General features: G+C 64.5%; 12 protein-coding genes. 5 read left to right on the top strand and 7 right to left on the bottom strand.

Going from position 1 to position 26166, the window contains the following annotated elements:
• Position 1: 1 nt before the first annotated feature.
• The gene (locus LB568_RS31390) at positions 2-1540 is read right to left on the bottom strand and encodes a trimethylamine methyltransferase family protein (protein WP_224732211.1); all 1539 of its coding nucleotides are present in this window, start codon (positions 1538-1540) and stop codon (positions 2-4) included.
• Between the two features lie 216 nt (positions 1541-1756).
• Here LB568_RS31390 and LB568_RS31395 point away from each other — a divergent pair, with 216 nt between their 5' ends.
• Positions 1757-2347: a transglycosylase SLT domain-containing protein gene (locus tag LB568_RS31395; protein WP_224732212.1), complete on the top strand. Its 591-nt coding sequence runs from the start codon at positions 1757-1759 to the stop codon at positions 2345-2347.
• A 27-nt stretch (positions 2348-2374) separates the two neighbouring features.
• Here the strand turns inward: LB568_RS31395 and LB568_RS31400 are convergent, their stop codons facing one another.
• The 6 genes from LB568_RS31400 to LB568_RS31425 form a co-directional block, all read right to left on the bottom strand.
• On the bottom strand, positions 2375-4579 hold the full coding sequence (locus tag LB568_RS31400; RefSeq protein ID WP_224732213.1) for an ABC transporter ATP-binding protein: 2205 nt from the start codon (positions 4577-4579) through the stop codon (positions 2375-2377).
• Positions 4580-4629: 50 nt separating this feature from the next.
• Complete coding sequence (locus LB568_RS31405; protein WP_140576516.1) at positions 4630-5787, bottom strand: ABC transporter permease; 1158 nt, start codon at positions 5785-5787, stop codon at positions 4630-4632.
• Positions 5788-5798: 11 nt separating this feature from the next.
• The gene (locus LB568_RS31410; protein WP_224732214.1) at positions 5799-6833 is read right to left on the bottom strand and encodes an ABC transporter permease; all 1035 of its coding nucleotides are present in this window, start codon (positions 6831-6833) and stop codon (positions 5799-5801) included.
• 150 nt (positions 6834-6983) lie between these two features.
• A complete protein-coding gene (locus tag LB568_RS31415; protein WP_013894590.1) occupies positions 6984-8642 on the bottom strand; it encodes an ABC transporter substrate-binding protein in 1659 nt (552 codons plus the stop codon).
• Positions 8643-8895: 253 nt separating this feature from the next.
• Positions 8896-14952, bottom strand: coding sequence for a translocation/assembly module TamB domain-containing protein (locus LB568_RS31420; RefSeq protein ID WP_224732215.1), 6057 nt, complete (start codon positions 14950-14952; stop codon positions 8896-8898).
• Between the two features lie 2 nt (positions 14953-14954).
• Entirely contained in the window at positions 14955-16883 is a 1929-nt protein-coding gene (locus tag LB568_RS31425; RefSeq protein WP_224732216.1) for an autotransporter assembly complex protein TamA, read from the bottom strand.
• 280 nt (positions 16884-17163) lie between these two features.
• Between LB568_RS31425 and LB568_RS31430 the strand changes: the two genes are divergently transcribed.
• The 4 genes from LB568_RS31430 to LB568_RS31445 form a co-directional block, all read left to right on the top strand.
• Positions 17164-22644, top strand: a complete 5481-nt coding sequence (locus LB568_RS31430; RefSeq protein ID WP_224732217.1) for an alpha-2-macroglobulin family protein — start codon at positions 17164-17166, stop codon at positions 22642-22644.
• A 180-nt stretch (positions 22645-22824) separates the two neighbouring features.
• On the top strand, positions 22825-24915 hold the full coding sequence (pbpC, locus tag LB568_RS31435; protein ID WP_224732218.1) for a penicillin-binding protein 1C: 2091 nt from the start codon (positions 22825-22827) through the stop codon (positions 24913-24915).
• A gap of 211 nt (positions 24916-25126) precedes the next feature.
• Entirely contained in the window at positions 25127-25882 is a 756-nt protein-coding gene (locus tag LB568_RS31440) for a M15 family metallopeptidase (protein ID WP_224732219.1), read from the top strand.
• 60 nt (positions 25883-25942) lie between these two features.
• A partial coding sequence (locus LB568_RS31445) for a hypothetical protein (protein WP_224732220.1) occupies positions 25943-26166 on the top strand: 224 nt, incomplete at its 3' end.

Here is a 26166-nt window from a genome sequence, read left to right on the forward strand (position 1 = left end):
ATCACGGCTCGCCCTGCCCGATCGCTTCCTTGCGCCTGGCCACATAGGCCTCCAGCGCCTCGCGCACGGCGATATCCATCGCCGGCTCGACATAATCCTCCAGCGCCTTCTTCCACAGCCGCGTCGCGCGCGCGGTGGCGTCGAGCCCGCCGGCCTCCTGCCAGGCTTCGAAATTCTGCCAGTTGGACAGCATCGGCTGGTAGAAGGCCGTCGCATAGCGCTCCAGCGTGTGCGGCTCGCCGAAGAAATGGCCGCCGGTCGGCACCGCGCCCAGCGCCTCGATGGCAAGCTCGGCCTCGTCGACCACGATCGGGCGCAGGAACTCCATCATGTGCTGGATCATCTCGACATCGATGATGAACTTTTCGAACGACGCCGTCAGCCCGCCCTCCTGCCAGCCAGCGGCGTGGTAGACGAGATTGCCGTGGCCGAGCACCGCGCCCCACAGCGCCATCAGCGTCTCGTAGGCGCCTTGCGCGTCGGCGGCGTTGGAGGCTGAGCCCGGTGTGGTGCGGTAGGGCAGCCCATAGCGCCGCGCCAACTGTCCCGAGGCGATGTTGGCCTTGGTATTCTCCGGCGTGCCGAAGGCCGGCGCACCCGACTTCATGTCGACATTGGAAGTAAAGGCACCATACATGACCGGCGCGCCGGGACGCACGAGCTGCGTCAGGACGACACCGAACAGCGCCTCGGCATTCTGCTGCGCCAGCGCGCCGGCCAGCGTCACCGGGCTCATCGCCCCCATCAGCGTGAATGGCGTCACCGCCACCGACTGGCCGAACTCGGCCATCGTCATCAGCCCCTCGGCCATCATCTCGTCGAAGCGCCGCGGCGAGTTGACCGAGATGATGGTGGCGATGCCCGGGTCGTCAGCCATCTGGTCCAGCGTCAGCCCGCGCGCGATCGCCATCATCTCGATGCCGTCCAGCGCCCTGCCCCGGCCGATCGCCGAGACATGAAAACTCTTGTCGGTCAGCGTCAGATTGGTGAAATAAGTGTCGAGATGACGCGAATTCGCCGGCAGATCGACCGGCGCGCAGACCTGGTTGCCGAGCATGTGGACACAGTTGAAATGCTGCGCCAGCCGCGTGAGATCCGCATAGTCGCGAAGATTGCCCGCCCGGCGGCCACGCTCCATGTCATGCACATTGGGCGGCCCCGCGACGAGTGTGAAATTGATGGTGTTGCCGCCAAGATGGATGGTGTTGGCCGGATTGCGCGGTGTCAGTGTGTAGTTGGACCGCGTCGTCTTCAGCGCCTCGTCGACCATGCCGCGATCGATGCGGGCATTGGCCGAGGCGTGGTCGACCCTGGCGCCGGCCTTCTCGAAAAGCGCCAGCGCCCGCGGGCTCATCACCTCGATGCCGAAATTCTCCAGTATGTGCATCGAGGCCTGATGGATCGCCTCGATCTGGTCTGGAGACAGCAAGGCCATCGGCGGATAGGGATTGACGACGCGCCTGAGCGGCAACTGTGGAATGGGCGCTGGTCCACGATTGCTGGTGCGCTCGGCGCCGCGTTTGCGTCTTGGTTCGTTCATGCCGGCATCAAAGCCTCGGCAAACCGGCCAAGCTGTCAGAAATACGCCGTTTGCGGGCGTGATTTTAGCCAAGGCGGCATTTCCGCAGTAGGAATCTAGAAAAAGCGACAGAACAAGTCGGATTTTCAATATGGCATTTTCTGAAGCGCTCGCGCCGGCGAGCGGTTAACGCGGGCAGCAAGATTCCCTTTATGATTTCGGCCTATTGGTCTGCCGATGCGTAGGTCGAGTTTTAGTAAAATCGTAGCGATTGGCGTGCTGCTGGCGCTTTCGGCCTGCGCGACGGCGCCCAGCCACATCAACAATGTCTGCGCCGTCTTCGACCAGAATGACGGCTGGTTCGACAATTGGCAGTCGGCGGCCGAGCGCACGCAGCGGAAATACGGCGTACCCGTGCCCGTGCTGATGGCGACGGTGCGCAAGGAATCCGGCTTCAAGAGCAACGCCCGGCCGCCACGCACCAAGCTGCTCGGCTTCATCCCGTGGAAGCACGTCTCGTCCGCCACCGGCTTCTCGCAGGCGCTGGACGGCACCTGGTCGCAATATCAGAGCGAAACCGGCAACTGGGCGGCACGGCGGACGAAATTCGCCGACGCCGTCGATTTCGTCGGCTGGTACCATTCCAAGACCGCCGACACGTTCGGCGTCGCGCGCAACGACACCTACAATCTCTATCTCGCCTATTATCTCGGCTGGACCGCCTATGGCCGCGGCAACCGTGGCGACGCCGGCGTCCAGGGCTATGCCCGGGCAACCGACAAGATGGCTCGCGATTATGCGCAGCAACTGAGCGAGTGCGCCAATTGACCTCGCTGCCGCGCTGACTTCACTCCGTCAGCTCGGCTTCTTGCCGCGCGGACGCTTCGGCGGCGTGCCGGCAAATCCTGGACCCTCGCCATGCGGCGCGTCGTCCGGCACGCCCTCATGGGCGGCATGCTCCTTGTCGAACTTGATCACCGGTTCCATCGTCGCCAGCACCTCGTCGGAGAGCCAGCACAGGCTCATATGGCCATCGCCCAGATTCTTGACCGGCGGCACCTTGGTCTCGCACAAATTGTCCGGCACCAGCTTCTTGTAGCCGCAGCGTGTCTGGAACGGGCAGCCGGATGGCGGGTTCATCGCCGACGGGATGTCGCCTTCGAGCACGATGTGCTTCTTGATCACGCTTGTGTCGGCGATCGGGATCGCCGACAGCAGCGCCTCGGTATAGGGGTGATAGGGCGGCGCGAAGATCTGGTCGGTCGTGCCTTGCTCGACGATATAGCCCAGATACATGACGACGACGCGGTCGGCGATGTAGCGCACCACGGAAAGATCGTGGCTGATGAACAGCATCGTGGTCTTGTTCTTGCGCTGGATGTCCATCAAGAGTTCGGTCACAGCTGCCTGCACCGATACGTCGAGCGCCGACACCGGCTCGTCCGCCACCACCACCTTGGCGTCGCCGGCAAAGGCACGCGCCACGCCGATGCGCTGCTTCTGGCCGCCTGAAAGCTGGCGCGGCTTGCGCGTCTCGAAGGCACGCGGCAGCTTGACCAGGTCGAGCAGTTCCAGCATGCGCTTGCGCCGGTCGGCGACCGTCTTGCCGACATTGAATTTTTCCAGCGTGCGGATGATCTGAGAACCGACCGAATGGCTGGGGTTCAGCGTATCGAACGGGTTCTGGAACACCATCTGGATCGACGACACGGTGTCGACGCTGCGGCTCTCGATGCCGGTCGACTGGATTTCCTTGTTGCCCAGCGTCACGCTGCCGGAACTCGCCGTCTCCAGCCCGAGCAGCACCTTGGCCAGCGTCGACTTTCCGCAGCCGGATTCGCCGACGATGGCGACGGTTTCGGATTCGCGCGCCATGAACGAGATCGTCTCGTTGGCCTTGACGACACGGCCCTCGCTCGAGCCGAACACCTCGCTGCCGCCAACCTTGTAGTATTTCCTGAGATCCTCGATCTTGAGCACCGGCGCGCCGGGCACGACGCGCTCGTTGACCTTCTTGGCGCCGGGCGGCAGGGCTTCCCAGTCGATCTCGTTGAAGCGCACGCAGCGCGAGAAATGGCCTTCGTGGCCCGCGACCTCGACCATCGGGATTTCAGCCGCGTTGCAGACGCCCTCGACGAAATGGTGGCAGCGCGGGCCGAAATTGCAGCCCTTCGGCCGCTCATGCGGCAGCGGCAATTGCCCGGGGATCGAAATCAGCGGCCGCGAATTCTTGTCCGCGCCCGGCAGCGGGATCGAGCGGAACAGCCCTTGCGTATAGGGATGGCGCATCCGGTCGAACACATCCTTGATCTTGCCGGTCTCAACCGCCTCGCCCGAATACATCACAGTGATGCGGTCGCAGGTTTCCAGGATCAGGCCAAGATTGTGCGACACGAAGATCATCGAGGTGCCGAACTTCTCGCCCAGCCCCTTGACCAGATCGACGATGCCCGCTTCCACCGTCACGTCGAGCGCCGTGGTCGGCTCGTCGAGCAAAAGCAGCGCCGGCTTCGACAGCAGCGCCATAGCGATGACGATGCGCTGTTGCTGGCCGCCCGAGAGTTGGTGCGGATAGGAGCGCATCATGCGCTCGGGATCGGGAAGCTTGACCGAGCGCACCATTTCCAGCGCGCGTTTATAGGCCTCTTCCTTCGACACCTTGTCGTGGATCAGCGGCACTTCCATCAACTGCTGGCCGACCTTCATCGCCGGATTGAGGCTCGCCATCGGCTCCTGGTAGATCATGGCGATCTTGTTGCCGCGGATGGCGCGCAGCTCCTCATCGGAGAGCTCGCCCATGTCCTTGCCCTGGAACTTGATCTTGCCGCCGACGATCTTCCCGATGTTGGAGAGGTCGCGCATGATGCCGAGCGACACCGTCGACTTGCCGCAGCCGGATTCACCGACGATGCCCATCGCCTCGCCGGGCATGACCGTGCAGGAAAAATCCATGACGGCCGGTATCTCGCCCTTGCGGGTGAAGAAGGAGATCGACAGATTCTCGATCTCGATGATCGGCCCGTTGGTCGGATTAGCCGGATTTCGAACTGCCTCGTTCATGGGTCGCTCCAATCCTAGTTCTTAGCCAAGTGAGATCTGGGATCCCACCGTCAATCCTTCATCGATTGCTCGCGCAGGGAATCGGCGAGCAGGTTGAGCCCCAGCACGAAGCTCATCAGCGCGATCGTCGGCGGCAGCGCCGGGTGGATAAAGGAGCGCAGCAGCCGGCTGGCATCCTTGATCGCCGTGCCCCAGTCCGGGCTCTCGGGTGCAAGACCGAGGCCAAAATACCCCAACGTGCCGAGCAGGATCGTGGTGTAGCCGATGCGCAGGCAGGCATCGACGATCAGTGGTCCGCGCGCATTGGGCAGGATTTCCCACAGCATGATGTACCAGGGCGATTCACCGCGCGTCTGCGCCGCCGCCACATAGTCGCGCGTCTTGATGTCCATCACCAGGCCGCGCACGATACGGAACACGCCTGGACTGGAGGCGAACACCACAGCCACGAAGATGTTGAGCTGGTTGGGATCGATATGGACGATCTTCAGCGGATCCCGGTCGAAGACAAGACCGACATAGATCCAGCCGCCCACGATGAGCGTCAGGCCGAGCAGGATGTAGATCCGGTCCGGCCGGTTCTTGTAGCGCGTCCAGAACAGCACGCTGAAGAAGATGATCGGAAACAGGAAGAAGACACCTGCCAGACCGTAGGGGATCGGCGTGTCCATGATACCTGGCGTCACCAGGAGGTAGAACAGCAGGATCACCGGGAAAGCCAGCACGAGGTTGGCCAGGAACGACAGGATGGAATCGATCTTGCCACCATAATAGCCGGCCGGCAGGCCGAGCGTGATGCCGACCATGAGCGCGAAACCGGTCGCCGCGGGTGCGATGATCAGCACGATCTGGCTGCCATAGACCATGCGCGAAAACACGTCGCGCGCCAGCTTGTCGCCGCCGAACAGATAGACGAGCCCCGACTGCGGTTCGATGGCGCCGGGCAGCGTGTCCTTCATGATCGGGATCTGGCCGAGCGGATCGAAAGGCGAGACGGTCGAGGCGAAGATCGCGGTGAACAGCCAGAACAGGCAGATGAAGACACCCGCGATGCCGACGCCGCTGTCGAACAGCTGGCCGTAAAGGGCCAGCTTCTTCTTGTAGAGGAAGCTCGCACCCATGACGATGGCGAGCGCGACCCAGACCGGCCAGAAGCGCCAGAGCACTTCGAGGATGATGGTGGAGGCGCCGATATATTGAGCTTGCATGCGCCTTCTCCCTACTGAACCCGGATGCGCGGATTGAGGAACGCGTAGCCGACATCGGAAATGAGCTGCGTGATCAGGACGATGAACACCGAGACCAGCGAACAGCCGAGCAAAAGGTCGATGTCGTTGTTGCCGGCGGCCTCGACCAGCGTGTAGCCGAAGCCCTGGTAGCGGAACATCACCTCGACGATCACGACGCCGGTGAGCAGCCAGGGAAACTGCAGCATGATGACGGTGAAGGGCGCGATCAGCGCGTTGCGCAGCGCATGCTTGACCACCACGTTGCCGAACGACAGGCCCTTGAGCCGGGCGGTGCGGATATATTGCTGCGTCATCACCTCGACCATGGAGGCACGCGTCATGCGCGCGATGTAGCCGATGCCATAGATCGCCAGTGTGATCACCGGCAGCGTGAAATTGTAGAAGGTGATGCCCTGGCTTGCCGATGCCGCCGAACCGTTCAGCCAGCCGAGCCACGAGGCGAAGACGACGGTGAAGATGACGCCCGACACATATTCAGGCGTTGCCGTCGAGGCGATCGAGGCGACCGAGAGTACACGATCGGTGCGCGAACCCTCGCGCATGCCGGCGAGAATCCCGATCAGCAGCGAGACCGGCACCATCACGACCAGGACCCAGAACATCAGGATGCCGGTGGCCCCTAGCGCTGGAAACAACTTGGCCGCGACCGTGGTCTTGAACTTGGTCGAGCAGCCGAAATCGCCCTCGATCACGCCCGAGAATGTCGGCACGGCCGGGTCGTTGCAGAAGGAGAAACGCTGCGTCGTTTTGCCGGTCGCCGGGTCCGTGATCGGCTGCTTGGGCAGCACGCCCAGCCACTGGCCGTAGCGGACGAAGAAGTTCTGGCGATAACCATGATTGACCAGCCAGCTTTCGAGTTGCTCGGCCGATGTGTGCATTTCGGTCTGGCTGATCGCCAGCTTCTTCAGATTGGGTTCGAGATTGACGAGAAAGAAGACGACCAGCGTCAGGCACAGCATCGTGAGCAGAATCGTACCGACGCGTCTGATGATGAATGAGAACATTGTGCCCCCCTGCCGGCCGGGTTGGGGTCAGATATGGTCAACCCTGTTTCGAAAACCTTGTGACGTCACGCCGCCGCTGCATCCAATGCAACGGCGGCGATCCCGCGAATGCGAGGGGCGGTGCGCCCTTCGCATTCATCAAGCTGTGGGTTACGCCTGATCGAGCCAGACCTTGCCGAAGTCGTGCTCGTAGGTGGGGTGCATCGAGTGGTTCTTCACCTCGGGCTTGATGTTGATGTAGAGCTTGCGCCAGTAAGGCTGGATGATGATGCCGGATTCCTGCAGCATCGTCTCGATGTCCTTCATCACCACCTTGCGCTTCTCCGCATCGGCGATCCCGAGCGCCTCGTTGACCTTCTTGTCGAAGTCCGGATTGGCATAGGCCGTCTCGTTCCAGGCTTCGCCCGAGCGGTAGGCGATGGCGATGACCTGGATGCCAAGCGGACGCATGTTCCAGTTGGTTTCCGAGAACGGATATTTCGTCCAGTCGTTCCAGAAGGTCGAGCTCGGCAGCACGGTGCGCTTCACCTTGATGCCGGCTTCGCGCAGCTGGGCCGCGATCGCGTCCGTGGTGTTCTTGTGGTAGTCCTCGTCATTGCTGATCAGTTCGTGCTCGAAATCGATCACGCCGGCTTCGGTCAGCATCTGCTTGGCCTTGGCGATGTCGCGCGGGATCTTGGGCAGTTCGACATATTCCGGATGGATCGGTGCGACATGGTGGTTTTCTGCCGGCGTGCCAGCATTGCCGTAGCCGAGCTGGAGCACCACCGAATTGTCGACGGCCAGGCACATCGCCTGACGCACCTTCTGGTCGCCGTAGGGCTTGGCATTGACGTTGAAGCGCGAGACCACGGTCGCTGCGGTCACCACTTCCGAAGCCGGCGCGCCGACGTCCGAGATAATCTTGACGTAGTCGGCGGTCGTCTCATGGTTGGTCTGCACTTCGCCCGACTCGAACGCCGAAACCGTAGCAGCCGGATCCGTGCCGTAGTCGATGAACTCGACGCCGTCGAGGAAGGCCTCGCCCTGCCACCACTTGCCGGTCGTGCGGCGCTTGTAGACGACCTTCTGGCCGACATCGTAGGAAACGAGTTCGAACGGGCCGGTGCCGATCGGGCAGTTCTTGAAGTTCGCGCCCTTCTCGTCGAAGCTCTTGTGCACGACGAGGCCGGGATAATCGCACAGGTTCGGGATGATGGCGATATCGGGCTTGTTCAGCTTGAGCTTGACCGTCATGTCATCGACCTTGACGACCGAACCTTCGCGCAGCTTCTTGGTCGTGTCATCGACGAGGCTGCCAAGGCGTCCCGGCATCGAGTTGCCTTCCGCCGACTTGTCGGCCCAGCGGGTGAAATTGTAGATCACGTCGTCGGCGGTGAACTTGTCGCCGTTGTTCCATTCGACACCAGGCCGCACATGCAGCGTGTATTCGGTGGCGTCGTCATTGATGTCCCAGCTCGCCAGCAGATACGGCGCGAAGGTGTATTCCTTCGTGTATTTCACCAGCGGCTCGAGCGCCTGGCGTTCTGCGTTGGAAATTTCCGACCAGTCGGCCGTGCGCGGATCCTTGGGATCCTTGACCGACATGGCGACTTTCAGCACGCCGCCCTTCTTGCCCTGCACGTCCTCGGCCTTGGCCGGGGTCGGAGCGGCAAGGCCGAGCAGGCCGTAAGCCATGGCCGTCGACGCGCCGAAGACGCTGGCAAGCGCCAGGAATTCGCGGCGATCCACCGTTCCTGCCTTGGCTTCCTTGGCCATGGCCAGGATGTGATCCGGAACGCTGTCGCCATTACTCTTATAGATTGTCATGACTAACTCCCATTGTTGGCTTTCCGCCGATTAACATTCCGCATCCAGGCCATGATGTCAAAGACGACCTGAATTGAGAACATGTTAGCGAATGTGCAACTTTGGAAAGAGGGCGGTACGCGCGATAGCGACAGTCTTGACGCAAAATTGCTAGTGCGCCCAGATTCCGCCAAAATCTCTTCGGGCGATTAGACTGAGACATTTGCATCGCTTCCGACAGCGCCAGTCCTGGCCACGGTGAAGGGCCAGACCCTCAGTATTCCTTCTCGTAGAAGATGCCGCCCTTGGCTTCACCGGCGTCCGTCGCCTCGCCGCGCAATTTGACGCCGCGCCCGACATTGAGGTCGATGGTCGCCTTGCCTGAACCTGGCTTGTCGCCCTTCTGGATAGTCACATAGGTGCGGTCGTTCAGGTACTTGCCGGCGGAGACAGCGGTGCCGCCCTTGTCGTCGGTGGTGACGTCGAGATCATCGACGCCGATGGCGCTGCGCAGGTTTTCAAGCAGCGACGTCGAGCCGCCGACGCCGGCCAGTTGCCCCGCCGCTTCAGCCAGTTGCGCGATCTGCAGCGGCGACAGGTTCGACATCGAGCGACCGAAGATCAGTTGCGCCAGCACCTCGTCCTCGGGCAGCGCCGGCACCGAGGAGAAGGTGAATTTCGGATTGGTCGCCTCGCCCGATACCACGATGGTGACGGTCGCGCCGGTCGTGGTCGTTGTCGCGGTCAGGTTGAGATAGGGCACCAGCGAGCCGGAAAAGCCGACCGTGCCTTCGGTAAAGGTCAGCCGCTTACCGAGGATCGAAAGCCGCCCGCGCTGCAGGGTGAAGGTGCCGATCGCTTGCGGCGACGAGGCCGGGCCGGTGAGCTTGAGCGAGCCGCCGAGTTCGGCATCGACCCCCCTGCCCTGGATGAAGATCTGGTTCGGCGCGTTGACGGTGACGTCCAGCGCGAGGCCGCTGCCGCCGCTCTTGCCGCTGGTCGTCGCCGGGCGCAGCGCCTTGTCCTGCGCCCGCACCGCACCGGGGGCGTTCTTGTGCTTGACGTCGAGCGCTGCGAGCGAGCCCGGCAATTTGTCGGGAACCGTGATAACGGTCTTGGCGAGGTTGACGGTGCCGGCAATCGCCGGAGCCGATGTCAGCGGCCCCTTGATCGTCAGGTCGCCGCCAAGATTGGCGGTTACCACGCGCCCGTCCGTATAGCGGCCGTCGGTGAGCTTGATCGACAGGTCGGCCGGGAAGCCCTGCGCCGGATTGATGCCGACCGTGCCGCTGGCCGAAAGGCTGCCACGCGTCGACAGCGTTCCGGTCAGCCGGTTGATCCTGGCGAGGCCGCCGCCGATCGAGATGTCGGCCGCGATATCGTTGACGGCAAGGCCCGAGCGCGCATCGACCAGCCGCGCGCCGGAGGTGCTGACGCTGCCACTGATGACAGGCGACGTCGCCGGGCCGCGCACCTGGACTTTGACGTTGGCCGTTCCGGTCAGCGACAGGCCTTGTGCGGCAAGCTTCTGGCTGAGGATGCCGAACGGCACGCCGCCATTGAAATCGAGCGCCAGCGCCGGCGTGCCAGCCGTCGTCACCGTGCCGCCGCCCTGGAGGCCAAGGCCCGCTCCATCGCTGACATTGGAGTTGAAGGTCAGTTTGTTGCCGGCAAAGGTGCCGGACGAGGAAACGCTCACCGCGCCGACGCCCGCGCCGCGAGTCTGCGATGTCTGCACGCCGGCCGCGTCGATGTTGAAGGCGACAGCCGGGCTGGCTGGGGCACCAGTCACCTTGACCGTGCCCGAAATCGACCCGGCGGCATCGAGCCCGGGCGAGAAACTGTTGGCGAGCGACATCGGCACCCGCGCCAGCGTCGCGTTGATGTCGAGCGCCTGCCCAACCTTGCCGGTCACCGTTGCCGTGCCGCCGCCGAGGTTGAGCACCAGCCGGTCCAGCGTCGTCGTGCCATTGGCGATGCTGACCGTCGAGGCCTGGGCGATGGCCGCCTTGATGCCTTGGACGGTCGCCTGGCCGGAAGCGAGCTCGATGATCGTCGTGCCATTGGCCACTTTCACCCGGCCGGCGGCCTTGGCCGGAATGCCCTTGACCGTGGCGCCGCCGGAAAAGCCGGTCCAGTCGCCGTCACGCTTCAGGTCGACATCGATGCCGCTGATCACGGTGCCGCCCGAGGTGACGGTGTCGGCGCGGATCTTGCCCGAGATCACCGGAGCGGCGAGATAGTTGGCGATCAGCGCATCGATGGAAACGGCTTTCGCCTGGAGATCGCCGCGCGTGATCGAGGCGGTCGTCGCCTTGACGGCGACCTGGGGCGCTGCGCCGTTCTTCGAGAAGGCGATGGTGCCGCGCACGTCGCCTTCGGCCTTCTCCAGCGCGAGCGCGGCGAGCGGTCCGATATCGGGCAGGTCGAGCGAGATGGTGCCTTCAGGCACGAACTTGTCGTCCAGCGCCAGATCGCCTGAAATCCTGTTCTTGCCCAGCGACAGGAGCAGGCCGTTGATGGCGCTCTTGCCGTCCGCCGTCGCCAGCACCGCACTGCCTTGCAGGGCCTGACCCGCGACATTGCCGGTCAACTGCACGTTCGCCGCCGGATTGGCGGCATCCGCCTTGCCGGTGGCCGTGAGCCTCAGCCCGGTGATCTCGCGCGCAGCCACCGACAGCCTGTCGCTATCGACGGTCAGCGACAGGTCGGGTGCGGTGGCCGGCCCCTGGGCGCTCAGCCCGAAAGCGATGGCGCCCCTGGCATCCTTCGACAGCAGCGAGATGTCGCTCAGCGCGCCCTTGATGTCGGCCGCCACCTTGTTGTCGGCAAGGCTCGCCTGCCCGCCGGCGGTGAGCGCGCCAGAGGTCAGCTTCAAGGCATCGATGTTTATGCTGCCGTTGAGGTCGCGTTTCAGCGTGGCGCTGATTTGCGCACGTTCGCCAAGCATGCCGCGCGCCGCAGCGGGCAAGGCCGATGACGGGGCATCCGCATTCAGCTTGAGGTCGATGGCGCCGTCACGCAGCGATACCTGGCCGGCGACCTGGCTGTTGAGTGCATCGCTCTTGAGCGAACCGCTGTCGATGGCGACGGCATCCGATGTCAGCCGGGCACTGAGGGCGGCCGTGATCTTGCCGGCGATCAGCGGTGCGATCGTGGGATTGTCGAGCCCGACCTTGTCCACCGACACCGTGCCGGAAACCGGTCCGGCGCGGTTCTTGAGATCGAAAGCGTCCGAGTGCAGCGCCAGCACAAGACCGTCCACCTTCGCCGGGCTGGTGGCGATCGAAGGGACGATGGCGGACAGGTCGAGGCGGGCTTTCGTGCTTTCCCCCGCCACTTTCGCCGACAAGGACCGGACCTCGATCCTGACCGGGCTCTCAGTGCTGCCGACCGTCAGCGGCAGGCTGGGGCCGGATGAAGTGAGATCAAGCGCAAAATCGCTGGCGCCGTTGGGATTGATGGTGCCGGAGGCCGTGCCGGAAATCTTGTCGCCGGAAAGCGTGGCATGATCGAGGGCGATGCCGCGGGCCATGGTGTAGGCGCCCGCTGCATCGACAGCGAGCGGCCCGAGCCCGGCCTGGCGGGTCTGGCTGGTCTCGACGCCGGTAAGCTGCGCGTCGAAGTGGACCTCCGGAGCAGCCGGCGTTCCGGTCACCTGCGCTGTACCGCCGAGCGTACCCACGGCATCGAGCCCGGACGCAAAATCATTGGCAAGGGCGGCAGGCAGCGCGGAGAATTGCGTTGTGAGATCGAGCGTCTGGCCGGCGCTGCCCGACAGCGTCACCGAGCCGCCACCGATATCGAGCGCCAGCCTGTCGATGCTGGCCGTGCCATTGGCGATGGTCAGCGCAGAGGCCTGGGCGATCGCCGCCTTGATGCCACGCACCGTGGCCTCGCCCGAGGCGACCTCGACGGTCGTGGTACCCTCGGCGATCTTGACCCGTCCTGCCGCGGTCGCCGGGATACCCGCTATCGTCGCGCCGCCGGTGAAATTGGTCCAGTCGCCGTCGCGCTTCAGGTCGACGCCGATGCCGCTGATTTCGGTGGTGCCTGAAGTCACCGCGTCGGCCTTGATAGTACCCGAGATCGCCGGCGCCTTGAGATAGTTGACGACCAGCGCGTTGACGGTGATCGCCTTGGCCGTCACCTCGCCGCGGGCGATCGACGTGCTCTTCGCGTCGATCGCGACGGACGGCACGTCGCCCGCCTTGGCGAAGTCGATGGTGCCGTTGATGTCGCCGGTCACCGCCTGGCCGGCGAGTGCCGCCAGTTGGTCGATTGCCGGCGCGGCGAGCGTCAGCGTGCCCAGGGGCATGAACTTGTCATCGAGCGCCAGGTCGCCCGAGACCTTGTTGTCGCCTAGCGAAACCAGGAAGCCGTTGATCGAACGCTTGCCCTCGCTCGTTACCAGCGACGCCTTGACGTCGAGCGGCTGGTCGTTGACGGCACCGGTCAGCGAGATATCGGCGGAGGGGTTTGCGATGTCGGCCTTGCCGCTCGCCGTCAGCTTGATCGTCTTCACAGTGCGGCCCGAGGCCGTCAGGCTGTCGCTGTCAGCGGAGACGGTGAAATCCGGCGCTGTCAGGGCGCCGCTTGCCGACAGCGCGAAACCAACGCCGCCAGCGACCGGGATGCCGACCGTCGGCGACAGCACCGAAACGTCGCCCAGTTTGCCTTTGATATCGGCCTGGATGTCGGTGCCTTGCATGCTGGCGGTGCCGCTGGCGCTGAGCGAGCCGGACGTGAGCGAGATCGAATTGGCGGCGAACGCCCCTTGCGGATCGCGCGTCGCGGCGGCCGAGAACTTCACGCGTCCACCGAGCACCGAGGCGATCTGGGGCGGGAAGGCTGTCGCCACCGCATCGGCATTCATCTTGAGCTGCATCGACAGATCGGCGAGCGCTACCGTGGCCGTCAGCGACGCGTTGACAGCATCGGAGCGCAATGTGCCCTGATCGATGGCAATGGCGTCCTTGCTGACCGAACCGGCGAGGTCGACATTGACCTTGCCGGTGATCAACGGCGCCAGTGTCGCGACGTCGGTTTTCAAGCCGCCCGCCTCCAGCTTGACCGTGACCGGCCCGGCGCGGTTCTGGATGTCGAAACCGTCGGAATGCACCTGCGCCGCCAGATCGTCCAGCCGCGTGCCGCCGACGACGATCGAAACGAAGGAGGCGCCGATGTCGATGATCGGCGCCTTGCCGTCGCCAAACGCCCTGGCGGTGGCATTCTTGATCGCCAGTGTAATCGGTTGCGCCTTGCTGCCGACGCTGACCACCACGGGCGGCCCCTTGGCGGCGAGTTCGACCGCGAGATCGCTGGCGCCGGCGGGATCGACGATGCCGGTCGCGGTGCCGTGCACGGCCTCGCTCTCGATATTGGCCCGGTCGACACTGAGACCGCCAGCCGAAGTGGCGGTGCCCGCCACGTCGAAGCTGGTCTTGCCGGCAAACAGCGGCTTCAGGTTTTCCGGCAGGAAGGAAGCGAAGTCGCCGTCACCCTTGGCTTCGAGGTGGTGGCCCTTGTCGGTCAGCTGATGGCGGCCGGTGAGTTGGGTGACGATCTGATGATCGACGAGGAAGGTGCCGACACCGCTCCAGTTGGCCAGCGGTCCCGTGCCCGAAACGACGATATCGACCGGCGGCGCGTCCGGCAGGTTGAGCAGGTTGGCGATGATGCCGCCCGCCGGCTCCGATGCCTTGAGGTCGAGGTCGAGCTTGTTGTCGGCCGGAGCGAAATGGACTTTGGCATCGACATTGCCTTGCTTGCCGTCATGGCGAGTGACGTTGAGCACCGTCTCGACCGCCAGCGGCGCGGCATCGGCCTTGACCGATCCCTTGGCCGCAAGCTCAGCGATGCCGCTGCCGGCCAGTTGTTCGCCGAGCGCGATTTCCGGCAAGTCGATCTGCTTGATGTCGATGGACACCGGCAGCGTCGTCGTCCCGCTCGGCGCCGGCTGTTGTTGCGTGCCCGCCACCGGCAGACGCGCCAGTTCGATGCGCTCGGCCGCGATGCGCTCGGCGCTGAAGCTTTTCGACAAAAGCGCCGTCGGCGACCAGTCGACGGCCACCTTGCGCGCCACCAGCCAGGCGCCTTCGCGGTCCTCCAGCACGACATGGTCGACGCTTAAATTGCCCGACCAGATGCCGTCGATGCCGCTGACGGTGACCTTGCGCTCGTCGCTCGAGGCGAGCCGCGAGATGATGCCGGCGAGATTGTCGCGGCCGCGCTCGGTCTTGGTCAGCACGACAAGCGCGCCGATTGCGCCCGCGACCACGATCAGCAGCGTGTAGAGGACAATGCGAAGGATGCGCCAGACCGTCTTCATGTCTAGAACGCCTGGCCAATGCCGGCATAGATGCCGAAACGCGGATCGCCGGGGTCACGGTTGAGCGGCACGGCCGCGTCGATGCGCAGCGGTCCGAACGGTGTCACATAGCGCAGGCCGACGCCGGCGCCGACCTTAACGTCGGAAAAGTCGGGAACCGACTTCTCCGACACGGTGCCGGCATCGACGAACGGCACGATGCCGATCGTGTCGGTGATGGCGATGCGCATCTCCACCGAGGTCTCGAAGAAGGACAGGCCGCCGATCGGCTGGCCGGTGAAGTCCTTGGGGCCGATGCCCTGATAGGCATAACCGCGCACCGAGCCGCCACCGCCGGAATAGAAGCGCCGGTCGGCCGGGACGTTCTGCAGGCTGGTGCCGACGATCGAGCCGATCGCGACGCGTTCGGCCAAAACGAATTTCGAAGCCGTATCCAGCGACTGATAGGCCGACCCTTCGCCCTTGAGCTTGAGGAAGGCGGCACTGCTCAGAATATCGTAGCTCGGCTCGGCATAGGCCAGCACCCGGAAGCCCCTGGTCGGGTTCAGCCGATTGTCCCTGTTGTCATAGACATATTGCAGCGGGATGCTGGCGATCAGGTATTTGTGTTTGCCGAAGGCATCGTGGATGCGTGAGTAGTCGAGCGCGAACTCGGCCGACACCGTCTGCTGCTTGGTCAGTTCGTAGGACAGGCCGGTGCTGCCCTTGATCGAGAAATGGTCGTAGGCGTCGGGATGTTCGAGCACCGTCTTGATGCCGGCGAAGAATTTCGACGCCGGGCCGATTACGCCGGGTTTCTCGAACATGATGCCTGCATTGTAGTTCAACTCGGACAGATCGTTGCTGCCGATGCCGCTGATGGCACCGTCGATGCGCAGCTTCTCGGCGTGACCAAACAGGTTGCGATGCCCCCAATAACCTTCCAGGCCCAGCCCCTCGGTGTTGGAAAAGGTGCCGCCGAGACCGAAATAACGCGGTTTGCGCTCGCTGACCTGGACGCCGATCGGAATGTTGCCGTCGGCGTCGAGTTTGTCGGCTTCCTTGAACGTCACGCTGTTGAAGACCTCGAGCGCAAGCAGCCTGTCGCGCGCGTCGCTGATCTCCTGCGGCGAGTACTGCTTGCCGCGCTTCAGCCCGGTCATGTATTCGGTGAAGTCGCGGTCGACCTTCTCGGTGCCTTCAACCGTGGTCGCGCCATAGCCGGCGACCGGTCCCGCGGCGACCGTCAGCGTCACGTCGAGCGTCGAGGTGGCATGGTCGGCGACGATCTGCCGGTCTGTCACCTTGGCCAGCGGCCTGCCTTGTTCTTTCAGCGTCCGCACGATCAGCGCCTCGGCCTTCAGCACCGCACCGGACCCTGCGTCGCCGCCCGCGATCAGGCCGTAGTCGGCGCTCATCAGACCCGCCGCGTCGCCTTCCAGCCGGATCGTGCCAAGGGTGAATTTGGGGCCGGCGGCGATGTTGACGACCACCGGAATGGGCTGCGGGCCCTTGAATTCGGCGTCCGGCGGCAAATCGTCGAGCGGCTTGCCGTCGATGGTGATGGTGACCACGCCTTCGTAGCGGGCATCGGCATAAAGGGCGGCAACAAGCTGTTCGCGGTCGCTGCGCGCCTTGGCCATCAGCCCGAGCGAGCCCGAGACCGGCCGATCCTCGTCGCCTTTCAACGCCGAGGCGTTTTCGAGCTTCTTGACGAGATCCTTGTCGGCATCGGGGGCGGAGATGGTCACGGCGTAGCGCAGCGGATCAACGATATCGGCGTCCTCGTCGTTGGAGGAACCCCACAGTTTGATGCCGAAAAGCTCGAACGCAGCCGCGGATCGTGATTCGGCGACCAGCGCGGCCGAGCACACCATGGCAAAAAGCAGGACGCGCGGAAGCACGCGCCCTGGCGCGATCCTTCCTGACATCTGCCTTTCATGCGCCGGCATTAAAACACCCTAGTTCACAAAACTAAAATTGGAATGAAGTTCTGAAGCGCTCGTAAAGGGGCCACAATCCAATTGTCTGAAATAGGACGGGCTTGGAATTCACACCTTCTGCGTTTCCGCAAGAATGCGTGATCCCCTGTCCTATGGAGGTTACTGTCCGCATACCGGTCCTTGGCCGGAAAATAAACCGTTGGCAGGCGGAACCTGCCGCGTCCGCGCGTTGACAAGCCTGACTGGAGCTTGAACATGCCCGGACGTCTGCAATTGTCTGGAGGGTGTTATGGCAATGCGCGCGGCTCGTGGTCTGTCGATTCTTCTCCTTCTCTTCTTTGCCTGGGGCACCGTTGCGCAAGCGGCCGAAGCGCGAAGAATCGCAACGACCGACAATTCCGATTATTTCGGTTTCGACCTCAGGTCCGACCAGAACGTCACCCTCGACCAATGCAAGACGACGTGCCTTGGCGATCCGGCCTGCCGCGCCTTCACCTACAATACCAAGGCCAAATGGTGCTTTCTCAAATCCGACTACAACCAGATGAAGCCGTTCAGCGGCGCGGTCGCCGGCAAGGTCGTCAACATCGACGGCGACCCCGATATCGGCGCGCCGCCGGAACTCGCCTTCTTCCCCAACTGGATGGCCGACCAGGCCCAGCAATACCGCAACAGGCTGCTCGGCCCGGCCTATGACAAGCCGACCGAGGGTATGGCGGCACTGACGAAGGCCGCCGAACAGGCCGTGCAGACCGGCGACCATCGCTCGGCCATGCAGAAATACGAGGCCGCGGTCTCGGTGATGCCCGACGATGGCCAACTCTGGCTCAGCCTGGCGCGCGAAACCCTGGCCGTGCAGCCCACGGCCAGCACCGCGGAAGTCTCCACCTTGCCTACGAACGGCACTTCGGCTGCTTTCAACGCCTATAAGCTCTTGCGCACCACCAAGACGCGCGCCGACGTGCTGGCGCTGCTCGGCAATGGCCTCGACAAGCGCGATCTCTACCGCCCCGCCCTGCAGGCCTATGAAGCCAGTCTTGCGCTGGTCACCTCGCCGGCGGTCCAGGCGGAGTATGCCGACCTCAAGGCCCGCAAGGGTTTCCGCGTCGTCGACCACAGTGTCGATGCCGACACCAGCGCGCCGCGCATCTGCGCGCAGTTTTCCGAGGATCTGGTCAAGACCGGCGTCGACTACGCGCAGTTCGTCACCGTCGACAACGCCCCGCCAAAGGGCGTCGAGGCCAAGGACAAGCAGATCTGCGTCGAAGGCCTCGAACACGGCCAGCACTACGATGTCACCTTCCGCGCCGGCCTGCCGGCGGCGATAGGCGAAGTAACCGCCGCCCCCGTGGTGCTGTCGGTCTATGTGCAGGACCGCGCTCCGTCCGCCCGCTTCACCGGCGATAGCTTCGTGCTGCCGGCCGGCGCGCGCCGCGGCATCCCGGTGGTCACCGTCAACATGAACGCCGCCGAGATGAAGCTCTATCGCATCGGCGACCGGTCGCTGGCGCAGCTTCTGTCGGGCTACCAGTTCCTGCACCAGCTCGACGGCTACGACATCTCCAATATTTCCGAGCAGATGGGCGCGCCGGTCTGGCAGGGCCAGCTCGACATCGCCAACGACCTCAACAAGGAGGTCACCACTTCCTTCCCGGTCGACGAGGCGCTGCCGCAGCGCAAGCCCGGCGTCTATGTGCTGACCGCCCAGGCCGTCAACGACAAGAGCGACGACTATGGTTCGATGGCCACGCAGTGGTTCGTCGTCTCCGACATCGGCCTGTCGACCTATACCGGCCAGGACGGTCTCAATGTCTTTACCCGCTCGCTGGGCAGCGCCAAGCCGATAGCAGGCGCCGAACTGACGCTGGTTGCCCGCAACAACGAGGTTCTCGGCACCGCGACATCGGATGCCGACGGCCATGCCGTCTTCAACCCCGGCCTGACCCGCGGCGACGGCGGCATGGTGCCGGCGGTGCTGATGGCCAAGCAGGGCGACAATGATTTCGTCTTCCTCGACATGTCCAAGGCCGGTTTCGACCTGTCGGATCGCGGCGTCACCGGGCGCGCCGCGCCCGGCGCGCTCGACGTCTATGCCTGGACCGAACGCGGCATCTACCGCGCCGGCGAGGATGTCCATGTCGCCGCCCTCGCCCGCGACGGCGCCGCCAAGGCGGTCGAGAACCTGCCGCTGACCTTCATCTTCTCGCGTCCCGACGGGGTCGAGGACCGCCGCATCGTCAGCGACGGCGCCTCGGCCGGCGGCCATGCCGTCGACCTGCCGCTCGAGCCCAACGCCATGCGCGGCACCTGGTCGGTGTCGATCTACACCGATCCGAAGCAGCCGGCGGTTGCCAGCCAGATGTTCCTGGTCGAGGATTTCGTGCCGGATCGCATCGAATTCGACATGAAGGCCGACAAGCAGGAGATCGCACAGGGCGAAACCGCCAACATCGACATTGACGGTCGCTTCCTCTATGGCGCGCCGGCGGCGGGCCTGGCGCTGGAAGGCGAACTGACGCTGTCGACGTCGCGCGACTGGGACCGCTTCCCCAACTTTGCCTTCGGCCTCGCCGACGAGCAGTCGGCCGAGCCCACGGTCACGCCGCTGACCGGTCTGCCGGTGGTTGGCGATGACGGCAAGGCGACCTTCCCGGTCTCCGTCGACCAGTTGCCCTCGACCACCAAGCTGGTCGACGGCAAGGTGACGGTGCGCATGCGCGAAACCGGCGGCCGCGCCATCGAGCGCTCGCTCAACATCGGCATCCGCCCGCCGAACCATATGATCGGCATCCGGCCTGATTTCGCCGATGGTGAAGTGCCGCAGGGCGGCACGGCGAAGTTCAGCCTGATCGCCGTCGATCCGGACGGCAAGCGCGAGGCGCTGAAGGGCGCGCAGTGGACGCTGGTCAAGGTCGAACGCAATTACCAGTGGTACCGCTCCAACAATTCGTGGAACTACGAGCCGGTGACCTTCACCAAGTCGATCGCCAACGGCCAGGTCGACCTCGGCGCCGATGGCGACGCCACGGTCTCCGTGCCGGTCGACTGGGGCCAATACAGGCTCGAAGTCGAGACCTCGGACCCCGAGGGACCGGCAACCAGCTACGAATTCGACGCCGGCTGGTATGTCGCCTCGACCACCACCGAGACCCCCGACGGCCTGGAGATTGCCCTCGACAAGGACAATTATGCCGCGGGCGAAGTGGCCAAGCTGAAAATCTCGCCACATTTTGCCGGCGAACTCCTGATCAACATCGGTTCCGACAAGCTCTTGAAGACCATCACGGCCACCGTGCCGGCCGGCGGCAGCACCGTCGACATCCCGGTCGGTGACGACTGGGGTGCCGGCGCCTATGTCACGGCAACCCTGTTCCGGCCGGGCGATGCGCAGGAAACGCGCATGCCGGCCCGCGCCATCGGCGTGAAATGGCTGAAGGTCGATCCGGGCTCGAAGAAGCTCGCCATCACCCTGACACCGCCGGACAAGACCATGCCGCGCCAGCAACTGTCGATCCCGGTTTCCGTGGCCGGCGTGCAGCCGGGCAGCAATGCCTATGTCATGGTTGCCGCCGTCGATGTCGGCATCCTCAACCTGACCAACTACAAGGCGCCGGACCCGGAGAACTGGTTCTTCGGCCAGCGCATGCTGGGCGTGGAAATCCGTGACATCTACGGCCGCCTGATCGACGGCTCGCTGGGCACCACCGGCAAGCTCAGGACCGGCGGTGACGGCGCCAACATGCAGGCGCAAGGCAGTCCGCCAACCGAAAAGCTGGTTGCCTTCTTCTCCGGCCCGGTCGAGCTCGACGCCGACGGCAAGGCACGGATCGACTTCGACGTCCCGCAGTTCAACGGCACCGTGCGCGTCATGGCCGTCGCCTGGACCAAGGATGCTGTCGGTCATGCCCAGTCGGATGTGATCGTGCGCGATCCCATAGTCATCACCGCCGGCCTGCCGCGCTTCCTGGCGCCTGGCGACGACGCCGTCATGCGACTCGACGTGGCCGATACCGACGACCCGGCCGGTGACTACGCGCTGTCGATCGACACGACGGGCGACTTGTCGACCGGCGACAAGCCCCTGCCCCAGAAGCTGACGCTCGCCCAGGGCAAGCGCCAGACGCTGACCGTGCCGCTGATCGCAAAGACGGCGGGCAATGCCTCGCTCACCATCAAGCTCGCCCATGCCGACGGCACCAAGGTCGAGCAGACGCTCTATGTGCCGGTGCGTCCGGCGCAATTGCCGGTCACCACGCGCCTCGTGGTCGACCTCAAGGGCAATGGCGGAGCGTTGCGTGTCGACAAGGAGCTGTTGGCGGCAAGCCTGCTGGACGGCGCTTCCGTCAGTGTCGGCGTTTCTCAAGCCGCGGCCTTTGACGTGCCGTCGCTCTTGATGACGCTCGACCGCTACCCCTATGGTTGCGCCGAGCAGACGACGAGCCGGGCCATGCCGCTTCTCTATGTCAATGACATGGCATCGGGCATCGGCATGGAAAGCGACCCCGACCTGCATGGCCGCATCCAGGACGCCATCTACAAGGTCCTGAGCTACCAGTCCTCGAGCGGCAGCTTCGGCCTTTGGGGTCCTGGCTCCGGCGATCCGTGGCTCGACGCCTATGTCAGCGAGTTCCTGACCAGGGCGCGCGAGCAGAAATACGACGTGCCGGCGCTGGCCATGAACCAGGCGCTGAGCAATCTGCAGAACTCGCTCGGCTACGACCAGAGCGTACAGGACCGCGGCAGCGAGATCGCCTACGCCCTCTACGTGCTGGCCCGCAACAAGAAGGCTTCGATCGGCGACCTGCGCTACTACGCGGATACCCAGCTCGAGGCCTTCTCCAGCCCGATGGCCGTTGCCCAGCTGGCGGCGAGCCTCGCGCTCTACGGCGACACACAGCGCTCCGAAGCGACGTTCAAGACCGCGCTGCAGCTCGCCAAGTCGAGCACGGACTACGACTATTACCGCTCCGACTACGGCTCGCGGCTGCGTGACGGCGCGGCGATGCTGGCGCTGGCGGCGGAATCGAAGCCGGTGTCGACGATCGTGCCCGAGCTGATCAGGCTGGTGACCAGGGAACGCGCCGAAGCCCGCTGGACCAGCACCCAGGACGATTCCTGGATGCTGCTGGCGGCCCGCGCGCTGAAGGAGGGCAATGATTCGATCACGCTGACCGTCAATGGCGCGCCACATTCGGGCGGCTATTCCAACCAGGTCAACGGCTCCGAGCTGGCCGACAGCCCGCTCGAAATCGCCAACACCGGCACGACCCCGCTGCAGGCCGTCGTCACCACCGTGGCGTCGCCGATCGAGCCTCTGCCCGCCGGCGGCGACGGCTTCACCATCAGCCGCACCTATTACAAGCTCGATGGCACCGAAGCCAATGTCACCGAGGCAACCCAGAACGAACGCTATGTCGTCGTGCTCAAGGTCACCGAGCAGAACAGCTGGCCGTCGCGCCTGCTGGTCACCGACCTTCTGCCGGCCGGCTTCGAGATCGACAATCCCGGCCTGGTCTCCAGCGCCCAGTTGACGAACTTCTCCTGGCTGGCACAGACCGACGCCGCCCACCTCGAATTCCGCGACGACCGTTTCGTCGCGGCGTTCAACCCGGCCGACGGTGACCACGACCACAATCTGACGCTCGCCTATGTCGTGCGCGCGGTGACGCCGGGCACCTATGCGCACCCGGCGGCAACGGTGGAGGACATGTATCGTCCGCAATATTCGGCCCGCACCGCCACCGGCATGATGGAGATCAAGGCGCCGTAAGGCGCCGATGGTGGCGATCATGAAAATGGCGATTGCGCTCATGACAGCTTCCTTCTCCCCATCTCTATACGGGGAGGTGAGCCGTGGTCCGCGCAGCGGACGAAAAGCCAATTGCTTGGCTTTTCGAACGGCGAACGCCCGAAGGGCCGTCGTGCCGGCAGGCGGATGAGGGGCAGCGCCATGCTCTCGAGAAAATTCGTCCGCCGCACCACCATCGCCGCAGCTTCCTGCGCCGGCGTCCTCGCTCTCGCCGCAGCCACCCTCTGGGAACTCGACCGCGCCTTCCCGCCCCCGCTCCCGGCGGAACTTACCGTCTCCACCGAGGTCCAGGACCGCGACGGCCAGCTGTTGCGCGCCTTTGCCACGCCGGACGGCTATTGGCGGCTCGAAACCCGGCTCGACCAGGTCGACAAGCAGTTCGTCGACATGCTGGTCACCTATGAGGACAAGCGTTTCTGGGACCATCAAGGCGTCGACGTGCTCGCGCTGGCGCGCGCCGCCGGCCAGTTCGCCACCAGCGGCCACATCGTCTCCGGCGGCTCGACGCTGTCGATGCAGCTTGCGCGCCTGATCGAGCCGCGCGAAAGCCGCAGCCTCGGCTCCAAGGTCAAGCAGATGCTGCGCGCCATCCAGATCGAGCGGCGGCTGTCCAAGCGCGAGATCCTCGAACGCTATCTCACGCTGGCACCCTATGGCGGCAACCTCGAAGGCGTACGCGCCGCCGCGCTCGCCTATTTCGGCAAGGAACCGAAGCGGCTGAGCGTTTCGGAAGCCGCCCTGCTCGTCGCCCTTCCCCAATTGCCGGAAAAGCGCCGGCCCGACCGCAACCTGGGGATTGCCCACGCCGCCCGCGACCGGGTGCTGACCCGCATGGTCTCGTCGGGGCTGCTCGGCGAACGCGAGGCCGCGCGCGCCGCTTTGGACGATGTGTCGGGCCTGCGCCGAACCTTGCCGGCGCTCGCCGCGCACGCCGCCTATGCACTGCTGCCCAAGGCGGTTCCCGGCCAACCGCTGAAACTGACGATCCGCAAAAGCGTCCAGCAAGGCCTGGAACAGGTGGCCAGGGATGCCGCCACCAGGCTCGGCCCGCGTCTCTCCGTCGCCATGGTGCTTGCCGATGCCCGCACCGGCGACATTTTGGGCGAAGTCGGCTCGGCCAATTTCTTCGACGCCAGCCGCTCCGGCTGGATCGACATGACCAAGGTCGTGCGCTCGCCCGGTTCGACGCTGAAGCCATTCATCTATGGCCTTGCTTTCGAGCAGGGGCTGGTGGCGCAGGAAACGCTGATCGAGGACAGCCCGGTCGATTTCGGCGGCTATCGGCCGAAGAATTTCGACATGGGCTACCAGGGCGATGTCAGCATCCGCCAGGCGCTGCAACTGTCGCTCAACGTGCCGGCGATCCGGGTGCTCGATGCTGTCGGGCCGGCGCGGCTGACGGCGCGCTTCCGCCAGGCCGGCGTGAACCCAATCCTGCCGGTCAACCAGGCGCCGGGCCTGGCCATCGGCCTCGGCGGCGTCGGCGTCACGCTGCGCGATCTGGTCCAGCTCTATACGGGGCTCGCCAATGGCGGCAAGACGCACACATTGCGTGACGGCACCGAGCCGGCCAATGCCGAAAGCGCGACCACCACCATCCTCAACGACCAGGCGAACTGGCAGATCATCGACATCTTGTCCGGCGTCAAGCCGCCCGAAGGCGCCTTGCAGCGCGGCATCGCTTACAAGACCGGCACCTCCTACGGCTACCGCGACGCCTGGTCGGTTGGCTTCGATGGCCGCTATGTGCTGGGCGTCTGGGTCGGCCGGCCCGATGCCGGCGCGGTACCGGGCCTCTCCGGCTACGTCTCGGCGGCTCCCATCCTGTTCGAAGGCTTTGTCCGCTCGGGCCTTGCCACTGTGCCGTTGCCGGGCAAGCCGCCGGGCGTTTTCAGCCCCAAGCGCGAGGATCTGCCGGTGACGCTCGCCCGCTTCGGCGCCGGCGCGGACGGGCTGGTGCAGGCGGCACCGACCGAACCCGCGCCGACCATCATCTTTCCGCCGAATGGCGCGCGCGTCGATCTCGGCACCAACTCGGCCGATGCCTCGCCGCTGGTGCTGAAACTGCAGGGCGGCCGCGCGCCGTTCCGTTGGCTGGCCAACGGCAAACCGCTGGTGGGCATCGACCGCCGCCGCACCGCGACCTGGCAACCGGACGGCGCTGGTTACTCGACGCTGACCGTGATCGACGCGGCAGGGCGAGCGGCGAGTGTGAAGGTATTCGTTGAATAAACGGCTGGAAGCGATTCATCGAATTGGCTTTCCACAAGGTCGGTGGATAGCAGGATACTTGCCCATCCCGGTTCCAAGGCACCCCCCTCTGGCCTGCCGGCCATCTCCCCCGCAAGGGGGGAGATTGGCAGATTCAGCGCTCCGCTCATTCCTGCAACGATGGAGATTGGTGCAAGCGGACGAGCGCTCAACCTCCCCCCTTGCGGGGGAGATGTCCGGCAGGACAGAGGGGGGCGCCTCGCCCAAGCCTCGACTGCCAGTAGCCTCAGCGCTGGCAGCAATCCTCGTCGCGACAATCCCTCTCCCCACCTTCGCCAACCCCCTCCCCGCCGGTTTCGTCCGGCTCGCCGATGTCGATCCCACCATCCGCCAGGACATTCGCTACGCCGGCCTCGAGAACTTCCTTCACCGCAAGGCGAGCGGCTATGAAGCGCCGGTCTGCATCCTGACCGAACAGGCAGCAAACGCACTCTCCGGCGTCCAGAAGGCAATTGCCGCCAAGGGCCTGACGCTGGTCGTGTTCGACTGCTACCGCCCGGCGCAGGCCGTCACAGACATGGGCAAATGGACCAGAGAGGGCGGACCACCAGACCCGCAATGGTATCCGAAGGTCAAGCGTAGCGACCTCATCGCCAAGGGCTATGTCGGTGAACTGTCCAGCCATTCGCGTGGTTCGACGCTCGATGTCGCCATCGCGCGAGCCGACGGTCCGTCCGCGCCGAAACCGGCCTGCGGCGCCATCGATGCGGTTACACTCGATTTCGGCACCGGCTTCGATTGTTTCGATCCGTCGAGCGAGACGGCGCACCGCCCGCTCGGCCGCGAAGCGGCGGCAAACCGCAAATTGCTTGTCGATGCCATGCGCGCCGGCGGCTTCAAGAACTATGCCCGCGAATGGTGGCACTTTACGCTGGCCAATGAACCGTTCCGGATCCGCCGCTTCGATTTTCCGGTCAGCGCCAGGTAACTTGCCGAGCCAAACCCAAAGCGGTCTTGCCTAGCCACCATGTATCTCTAGATAGGCCGGATGGCGGACATCAGAGTCAGCCTTGAGCGTCGAGAGGAAGAAATTTCTCCGCAGCACGAAATCTCATCTAATATTTTCTCCAGAAGGACGAAAAAGGCAACATTCAATGCATCTAATTTCTATCAATTCGGTAGATTTGGCGCGGGTTCAACGGAGGCAGAAATGACCAAACCTCATTTCAAGAAACTGCTCGGCGTACTGGTCGCCGCATCTGTCCAGTTCGG

It is taken from the genome of Mesorhizobium sp. B263B2A (assembly GCF_020165775.1).
Taxonomy (GTDB): domain Bacteria; phylum Pseudomonadota; class Alphaproteobacteria; order Rhizobiales; family Rhizobiaceae; genus Mesorhizobium; species Mesorhizobium opportunistum.